Source organism: Bacillus cereus group sp. N12 (assembly GCF_016483575.1).
Classification (GTDB): Bacteria; Bacillota; Bacilli; order Bacillales; family Bacillaceae_G; genus Bacillus_A; species Bacillus_A toyonensis.
On record NZ_JAEHBO010000137.1, the window covers coordinates 1 to 7,872 of the forward strand.

Genomic DNA, 7,872 nt, shown 5'->3' on the forward strand with positions numbered 1-7,872 from the left:
CGGTAATGGCATCGCAACAGAAATGGCAAACGTTGCAAATGAACTCCTCGGTATTGATGAAGTGACCGGTATTGATATGCCACTACATGAATCACCGAAAGATTTTTTAGAGCGGGTTAAAGTGTATATGAAAACACTTCAGAATGTAAACGGGCTTCTCTTACTTGTTGATATGGGGTCTCTTGCTTATATCGGTGATATATTAGAAACTGAATTCAAAATTCCTGTACGTGTCCTTTCCATGATAAGTACTCCACACGCACTAGAAGCAGCTCGAAAAGCTCAGCTCGGCTATTCATTAGATGCACTATATGAAACAGTAAAGAACTTAACGCCGTTCTATTTAAACGTACAAGAAGAAAAGAAAAAGCCACTATCACCAATGAAGTCTGTTATTTTAACAGCTTGTTTAACTGGCGAAGGAAGTGCCTTAGCTATTCAAAAAATGTTAGAGAACTATTTAAGATTTGATAAAGACTTAATTGAAATTATCCCAATTAGTATCGTCCATGAAAAAGATTTAACGAAAATGATTGAGAACATAAAAAAAGAGCGTAATATCATTTGTATCGTCACAAATTTCGATGTGCAAGTCCCTTGTTTAACATATCATTTCCAAGATATTGTGAACTACACAGCGATTCAGCCAATTCAAGAATTAATTACGTATGAAGAAACATATGCGAAAATGGCCGATATTCTTGAACAACAAATGCAGCGTAACGACGGGGCATTACTAATTAAAACAATTCGTTACGCACTAAATACAATTCAAGAATTAATTTCCTTGCAGCTAACTCCTGATAGCTTAATGGGTGTTATTTTGCATATGAGCTGTATGGTTGATCGTCTTCAAAAAGGAGAAAAACTTCTTCCTCATCCTGATAAAGAAAAAAGAAGACAAGATGAGTACTGGATGTATATGAAAGTGAAAAAAGCATTACAACCAATTGAAAATACATTTGAAATACAAATACCAGATGATGAAGTATTTTATATCATGGACTTCTTTATTAAAAATCAGCCTGTTAAAAGTTAAACAAGTAACCTTTAGCGAAACTCCTACGAATAAAGTGAATGCTTTTACGGGCAGTTAATGCAGGATAAATTTATATCGACGATTTTCAAAATATATGAATGTATCGTCAATACACATCATCCTATCTAATTCGAAAAGGCTGTTCCAATTTTTTGGAGCAGCCTTTTCATTTACTTCTTTACCTTTCTAATCCGCCCTCTTATTTCTCCTTTTTTATGTGATTTCGTATGAACATTTACATATACATTAGCTTGAATAATTTCTTGGAGAAAATGAACAAGGGATTTTCCTTGTAAAGGCCCTTCGAATTCCTCCACATTTACGGCACCAGTAATGCTTCCCTCATTCAAACTAATCCCTTGCTCTAGCGGACCGTATAAATAGAAAACAACGGGACCAATTTGACTGGACTTCCCTAAATGAATTTGACACGATGTGACCTTTTCTATATTTTTTAATATTACCCTGTAATGCAACTTCGTTAAATCATCACTAAAAATAAACTCTGCTACCCCAAAAGCTTCTGTATTTACAGGAGGCAATTCCCTCTTCCCTGTTAACCTAGCAAAAAAGTGTGTTGTCATAGGGCATTCTCCTTATATCAATTTCCCAGCACTTCTTTTACTACTTTATGGTTTACACATAATCATTTATGACTTTTTCAACTTTTAATTACGAAGAAAAGATTCACAAAATCTTTACATAAGAATCATTTCTTTTGCTTTACCACCTCTTGTATAATGCACATAGAAAAAACTTTCTAGGAGGTTACTTTGAAAAATAACAACTACTCTTTTCGATTATTAGTCGAGATTTTTCTCGTCTCATTTAAATTAGGACTTACTTCATTCGGCGGTCCTGTCGCTCATCTTGGTTATTTTCATCATGAATACGTGCAAAAAAGAAAATGGATGGATGAAAAAAGTTACGGAGACTTAGTAGCACTGTGTCAATTCCTTCCTGGTCCCGCTAGTAGTCAAGTCGGTATGGGCGTTGGATTATTAAGGGGCGGGCTATTAGGAGCAATTATCTCTTGGATTGGTTTCACCCTCCCCTCTGTTCTCGTTTTAGTCTTTTTTGCTTCATTCCTTAATCAATTCGAAATTGGAAGTACAGGATGGATTCATGGACTCAAACTTGTAGCAGTCGCAATTGTCGCTCATGCAATATGGGGAATGGCTCAAAAGCTAACTCCGGACCGAAACCGTGCAACAATCGCCATTGTAACTGCCGCGATTGCCTTGTTATGGCCAAGTAGCTGGACACAAATCATTCTCATTTTACTTTCAGGGCTGATCGGCTGGCTTTTATATAAAACTCCTCAAAACGCCCAAGTCTATAAAATACAAATTTCTATTTCAAAAACGATGGCTAGTTCTTGTCTCATTTTATTTTTCGGACTATTACTATTGCTACCAATACTGCGACCGCTCTCTCCTCATATCGCATTATTTGATAGCTTTTACCGTTCTGGTTCTCTCGTATTTGGCGGAGGGCACGTCGTACTCCCTCTTCTTGAAAGTGAGTTTGTACAGAACGGGCTGATGACAAAAGAACAATTTTTAGCTGGATACGGATTAACACAAGCGGTGCCAGGGCCTCTCTTTACATTTGCTTCTTATATAGGGGCAGTGCTAAACGGAACCACTGGAGCAGTAATCGCAACAATCGCTATCTTCCTTCCTGCCTTTTTGCTCGTTATTGGTGTTTTACCATTTTGGGACAGTGTAAGAAAGGTACCCGCTATACAAGGCACATTACTCGGTGTTAACGCCGCAGTTGTCGGTATTTTAATTGCCGCTTTTTACGATCCAATTTGGACGAGTACAATTATGAATGCTTCAGATTTTGTCTTTGCATCTCTTCTTTTTGGCTTACTAACTTTTTGGAAAACACCGCCTTGGATTATCGTTATACTCGGGGCTTTTGGTGGATATGTTATATCTATTTTATAAATATAAAAAACGACGGCCACTTAGCCGTCGTTTTCCTATTAAAACTTCACAAGCTCTATTCCTTCAGGTAACTCACTCTCCGTTAAAATACGCAATTCTTTCACACGATCCATTACGTAAGAAGAACGTTTCACAAGCTCTGGATCAATATACGCTGGATGTACCATAATTTCTATCGTTTGTTCATCCTTCACTCTTCCTTTTAACTTGGAAAAGTAATCTTCCGTCACACCATCCGCGTAAAAATCGCTATAAAACACATCAGAAAATGGGCGCACTGCTCTATCTTCCTCACAACGACGAATCGGAACGTTATATTTACTTGCTAACATCTCAAGAACATCGTGTAAAACCTTTAATCCATGCACATGATGATGACTATCTAAATGAGTTGGTGTTAATCCGTAAGATAAAAATTTCTCAATTTGAGCAGTCCATTCTCTCTCAACTTCTTCAGGATTTATATTCCCTTCCCTTACAACACGTTGTTTATGGAACGCCCCATCTTTCCCTACAAGGGATGGTACATCCTTTAAAAGTGGTTCTCCTGCCGTTAATACGAGATGCACACCTACTCCTAACGTTTTATAATCTTTCGCTAAGCGTACGGCATGTTCTGTTCCTGGCATATTCATCATCATTGTCGTTGAATTTACAAGTCCATTTATATGTCCATCAATAATACCATAATTTGTACCTTCTGTAAGACCGAAATCATCTGCATTTACAATCAACTTAATCATCATAATACCTCCTAATAGAATAAAAAAAGCGGGCTAAATAGCGCCGCTTTTTACTTCTCTACCTTTTTAAAGAACTGTGGAAGATATTCTTTATGTGCTTCCAACATTTCATCTAAAATTTGTTTTGCAACTTTATCTGACGGTACAAGTGGATTAATTGTCATAGCAAGCAGCGCCTTATGATAATCCCCTGTAACAGCAGCTTCAATGGTTGTGCGCTCAAATGATTTAATTTGCTGTACTAAACCGCGAACTGGTACTGGAAGATCTCCGACCGCAATTGGTTTTGGACCTTCTTTCGTAATAATACAGTTCACTTCAACAGCAGAATCATGTGGTAAACTTGCAATTGTTCCGTTGTTTCTTGTATTAACAGGCTGGATATCACCTTTATTATTGTAAATAGACGTAATTAAGCTACATGCTGCATCACTGTAATAAGCTCCGCCACGTTTTTCTAATTGTGGTGGCTTAATATCTAAATTCGGGTCTTTATATAACTCGAATAAATCATCTTCTAATTGTTTTACTACTTCTGCACGTGTACCTTTTTCAATTGAAGCTTCTTTCTCTTCTTCTAACATTTCACGTGTTTTGTAGTAATAACGATGATATGGACATGGAATTGCGCGAAGACCACGAATAAAGTCTGGCTCCCAATTAAGAGCAGCGATATTTTCCATCGTAATTTGCTTTTCTGGATCTGTTACAAGCTCTAACACTCGATCCATTACACTTACGCCATCTAAATATACGTCTAATCCGTATACCATATGGTTTAAACCTGCGAAATCAACATGTACACGACTTGCATCTACTTCAAGTAATCTCGCAAGACCCATGCGAATTCCGATTGGAACATTACATAGACCAACTACTCTTTGAATATTTGTATAGCGAAGGACAGCTTCTGTTACCATACCAGCTGGGTTAGCAAAGTTAATTAACCATGCATTTGGACAAAGTTCCTCCATATCTTTACAAATATCTAAAATAACAGGAATCGTTCTCAGCGCTTTAAATAAACCACCAGGACCATTCGTTTCCTGACCGATTACATCATATTTTAACGGAATTGCTTCATCTTTTGCACGTGCTTCTAATAAACCGACACGAAGCTGTGTTGTTACGAAGTCAGCACCTTTTAATGCCTCGCGGCGATCAAGTGTTAAATGCACTTCGATTGGTAAACCTGATTTTTTCACCATACGTTTCGCTAAGTTACCAACGATTTCTAACTTTTCTTTTCCTGCCTCAATATCTACTAACCAAATTTCACGAACAGGAAGCTCATCATAACGTTTAATAAATCCCTCAATTAACTCTGGTGTATAACTAGATCCACCGCCGATTGTAGCAATTTTAATTCCAGTCATGCTTTATTCCCCTTTCGCTTCAAGCTTTTTATAAAGATCGATAAACTCTGCTGCTAATTCTTTTACTGTAATAGAATTCATTAAATGATCTTGTGCATGGATTAAAAGAACACTAATCTCTGTTTTTTCTCCTCTTGCTTCTGATTGTATGAGCTCTGTTTGGAAATGATGCGCTTCATTAATCGCTTCTTTCGCCTTTACCATCGCTTCATCTGCTTCTGCCATTTTCCCCTGTTTGGCAAATTGAAGTGCCTCCATTGCAAAGCTTCGTGCATTACCACTATTTAAAATCAATTGGAATGGAATTTGTTCTGCTGTAGTCATCATAATTACCGCCCTCTCTATTATGGTTCAACCGATTTAAATACCCCTTCAGTTTGAACATGTCTATTAAATTATTATTTTATGAATGATAGTTTGGTGTTCTTATAGATGTTTTTCATCTTTTTGAACATGATATAAAGGTAATTGTTCTGACGAGCTAGACAAACTCGTCAGAACAACACTTTTTAAAGTGATACTGAATTGTCGTTTCCTTTTGTTTCAGCTTTCGCAGCTTGTACATACGTACGGTCACACATTAATACGAATGGATAGTAAATAACTACCGCGATTGCAAAGTTTACAAGCTGTAGTACAGCACCAGCAATACTTCCGCCCGCTACAAGATAACCACTAAAGATTGGTGGCATTGTCCATGGAACTAAAGCAACTGTTTTTGGTACCCATCCTAAAGAAATTGCTGTATAAGAAGTAATTACTAATACAACTGGTGTAAGTACGAATGGAATGATTAACGCTGGGTTTAATACAATTGGTGTACCGAAAATAACTGGTTCGTTAATATTGAAGAAACCAGGACCGATAGATACACGGCCTACACCACGAAGTTGCGCACTTTTTGCAACAAGCATTACCGCTACTAAGAATGCTAATGTTGCACCTGATCCACCGATGTATACGTATACATCAAAGAATGGCTTTGTGAAAATGTGCGGTACATCATATGCAGACATACCATCGTTAAATAATTTAATGTTCTTTTCTAGTGCTGGTAAATAGATTGGGTCGATAATACCACCGATAATATTAGGACCATGTAATCCGAAGAACCATAATACGTGAATAAGTAATGCGATAATAATTGCACTTGGTAACGTACCTGCTAAACCTTGTAATGGTAATTGAATTGTTTCAAATACGATTTTATGAATACTTGTTCCCGCTAATTTCACAGCTAATTGAATACTTGCTGTTGCGATTAAAATAACGAATGCTGGAACTAATGCTGCGAATGATTTCATTACTGCTGGTGGAACACCATCTGGCATCTTAATTGTAATATCCCTTTGAACAAAGAATCTGAATACCTCGGTTACAAGAAGAGCTACAATGATAGAAACGAATAAACCTTGTGATCCTGTCCAAGCTAAATCAATACCGCCTTCTTTTGGCGTTGTCGGAGATATAATAATTAATGCACCGAATGTAATAATTGCTGCTGACAACGCATCTACACCGTAAGATTTTGCTAAATTATAACTTATCCCAACTGCGGCTATGAGAGCTAATATTGCAAAGGACCCTGTCCACATACCACCGCCGATATCTTTCCAAACATCCCCAAATGCACCCTTCATAAGTTTTTGGAATGCATCAACTGGTAGATTATTTATAAGTACTGCAAACGATCCAACTAAAATAAGAGGCATAACTGCGATAAAACCATCACGGATTGCAACTAAATGACGCTGCGATCCGATTCTTCCTGCGACTGGAACTAAATATTTCTCCATAAATGCAATAAATTTTTGCATTTCGCTTCCCCCCTAATTATTTTTTAAGTGTTAGTGCGTGATCTAAAACTGCTTCTCCATTCATCATGCCGTAGTGCATTGGATTAATAACATCAATTCCAACGTTTTTCTCATCAGCAAGCGTTTTCATTGAAGAGAGCATGTAACGAACTTGTGGTCCTAATAATAGTACATCTGCTTGATCGATATTGTTTTTTACTGCATCCCCAGATACAGCCCAAATCTTTCCTTCTAAACCGCGAGCTTTTGCAGCCGCTTCCATTTTTGTAACTAGTAAACTTGTAGACATCCCTGCTGAGCAACATAATAAAATATTCATTTGAAAATCCCCCTTGTGTAGTATAAAAAGTTTATGTTATTTATTTTTCTTTACGCTATTTATTAATGCAATTATCGTGCCAACTTTTTAAAACCACTAAAATCAGCGCTTTTTCGAGCATTTTCTTTGTGTGTTAACGCTTTCAATTAGTGTGTCCCCCAAAAAACACACAGTGTGTTATAAAACAACACACTTTTAACACATAACTGTATGAAAATAGATTAGTGTTTAGTTGTCTAGTTGTATTTAAAATAAAAAAACACTAAAAAAATTTTTCAGCTTGAAAATCCAGTAAAAAAATAAACCTCTCTTGAACACACTCTTCTATCTATTGTCCAAGCAAACTCTACTAAATTACATAGAATAAAATAAAATAACACAATTCGAAAGGGGATTCCTATGCCAAAACATAGAAAACAAAGCAAAATAAAGATTTATAGAATAACAAGCTATAAAAAAGACGAGCGCTCTGAATTAGAATCTGACAAATTTGAACTAGAACAGCAGGAAATAGAAAATAAGCAGGACAAGCACGACAAACAGGACAAACAGGACAAACAAGACAAACAGGACAAACAGGACAAACAGGACAAACAAGACAAACAGGACAAACAAGACAAACA

General features: G+C 36.8%; 8 protein-coding genes and 1 pseudogene. 3 read left to right on the forward strand and 6 right to left on the reverse strand.

Annotated features, from left to right (window positions below; translation table 11 throughout):
* Positions 1-1,039, forward strand: a 1,039-nt coding sequence (locus JDS92_RS28915) for a PRD domain-containing protein (RefSeq protein ID WP_199632970.1), incomplete at its 5' end; no start/stop codon positions are given.
* A 170-nt stretch (positions 1,040-1,209) separates the two neighbouring features.
* Here the strand turns inward: JDS92_RS28915 and exsM are convergent.
* The gene (gene exsM / locus JDS92_RS28920) at positions 1,210-1,623 is read right to left on the reverse strand and encodes an exosporium regulatory protein ExsM (protein ID WP_000207041.1); all 414 of its coding nucleotides are present in this window, start codon (positions 1,621-1,623) and stop codon (positions 1,210-1,212) included.
* 189 nt (positions 1,624-1,812) lie between these two features.
* Here exsM and JDS92_RS28925 point away from each other — a divergent pair, with 189 nt between their 5' ends.
* The gene (locus tag JDS92_RS28925; RefSeq protein ID WP_000794692.1) at positions 1,813-2,994 is read left to right on the forward strand and encodes a chromate transporter; all 1,182 of its coding nucleotides are present in this window, start codon (positions 1,813-1,815) and stop codon (positions 2,992-2,994) included.
* 38 nt (positions 2,995-3,032) lie between these two features.
* Here the strand turns inward: JDS92_RS28925 and chbG are convergent, their stop codons facing one another.
* From chbG to JDS92_RS28950, 5 genes are all read right to left on the reverse strand, one after another.
* Positions 3,033-3,737: a chitin disaccharide deacetylase gene (gene chbG / locus JDS92_RS28930; RefSeq protein WP_000593458.1), complete on the reverse strand. Its 705-nt coding sequence runs from the start codon at positions 3,735-3,737 to the stop codon at positions 3,033-3,035.
* 50 nt (positions 3,738-3,787) lie between these two features.
* Positions 3,788-5,113 (reverse strand): 6-phospho-beta-glucosidase, encoded by a 1,326-nt coding sequence (celF, locus tag JDS92_RS28935; protein WP_000145765.1) that lies wholly within the window; start codon positions 5,111-5,113, stop codon positions 3,788-3,790.
* Positions 5,114-5,116: 3 nt separating this feature from the next.
* Entirely contained in the window at positions 5,117-5,440 is a 324-nt protein-coding gene (locus JDS92_RS28940; protein WP_000989054.1) for a PTS lactose/cellobiose transporter subunit IIA, read from the reverse strand.
* A 182-nt stretch (positions 5,441-5,622) separates the two neighbouring features.
* Entirely contained in the window at positions 5,623-6,930 is a 1,308-nt protein-coding gene (celB, locus tag JDS92_RS28945) for a PTS cellobiose transporter subunit IIC (RefSeq protein ID WP_001168852.1), read from the reverse strand.
* A 16-nt stretch (positions 6,931-6,946) separates the two neighbouring features.
* Complete coding sequence (locus JDS92_RS28950) at positions 6,947-7,249, reverse strand: PTS sugar transporter subunit IIB (RefSeq protein ID WP_001023563.1); 303 nt, start codon at positions 7,247-7,249, stop codon at positions 6,947-6,949.
* Between the two features lie 399 nt (positions 7,250-7,648).
* Between JDS92_RS28950 and JDS92_RS28955 the strand changes: the two are divergent.
* A pseudogene (locus tag JDS92_RS28955) lies at positions 7,649-7,872 on the forward strand (polyamine aminopropyltransferase); the annotation flags it as partial.

What these genes read in the sequence shown, in the direction of transcription:
- exsM (WP_000207041.1), bottom strand. Translation starts at nt 1,623, where the DNA reads ATGACAACACACTTTTTTGCTAGGTTAACAGGGAAGAGGGAATTGCCT.
- chbG (WP_000593458.1), bottom strand. Translation starts at nt 3,737, where the DNA reads ATGATTAAGTTGATTGTAAATGCAGATGATTTCGGTCTTACAGAAGGT.
- celF (WP_000145765.1), bottom strand. Translation starts at nt 5,113, where the DNA reads ATGACTGGAATTAAAATTGCTACAATCGGCGGTGGATCTAGTTATACA.
- JDS92_RS28940 (WP_000989054.1), bottom strand. Translation starts at nt 5,440, where the DNA reads ATGATGACTACAGCAGAACAAATTCCATTCCAATTGATTTTAAATAGT.
- celB (WP_001168852.1), bottom strand. Translation starts at nt 6,930, where the DNA reads ATGCAAAAATTTATTGCATTTATGGAGAAATATTTAGTTCCAGTCGCA.
- JDS92_RS28950 (WP_001023563.1), bottom strand. Translation starts at nt 7,249, where the DNA reads ATGAATATTTTATTATGTTGCTCAGCAGGGATGTCTACAAGTTTACTA.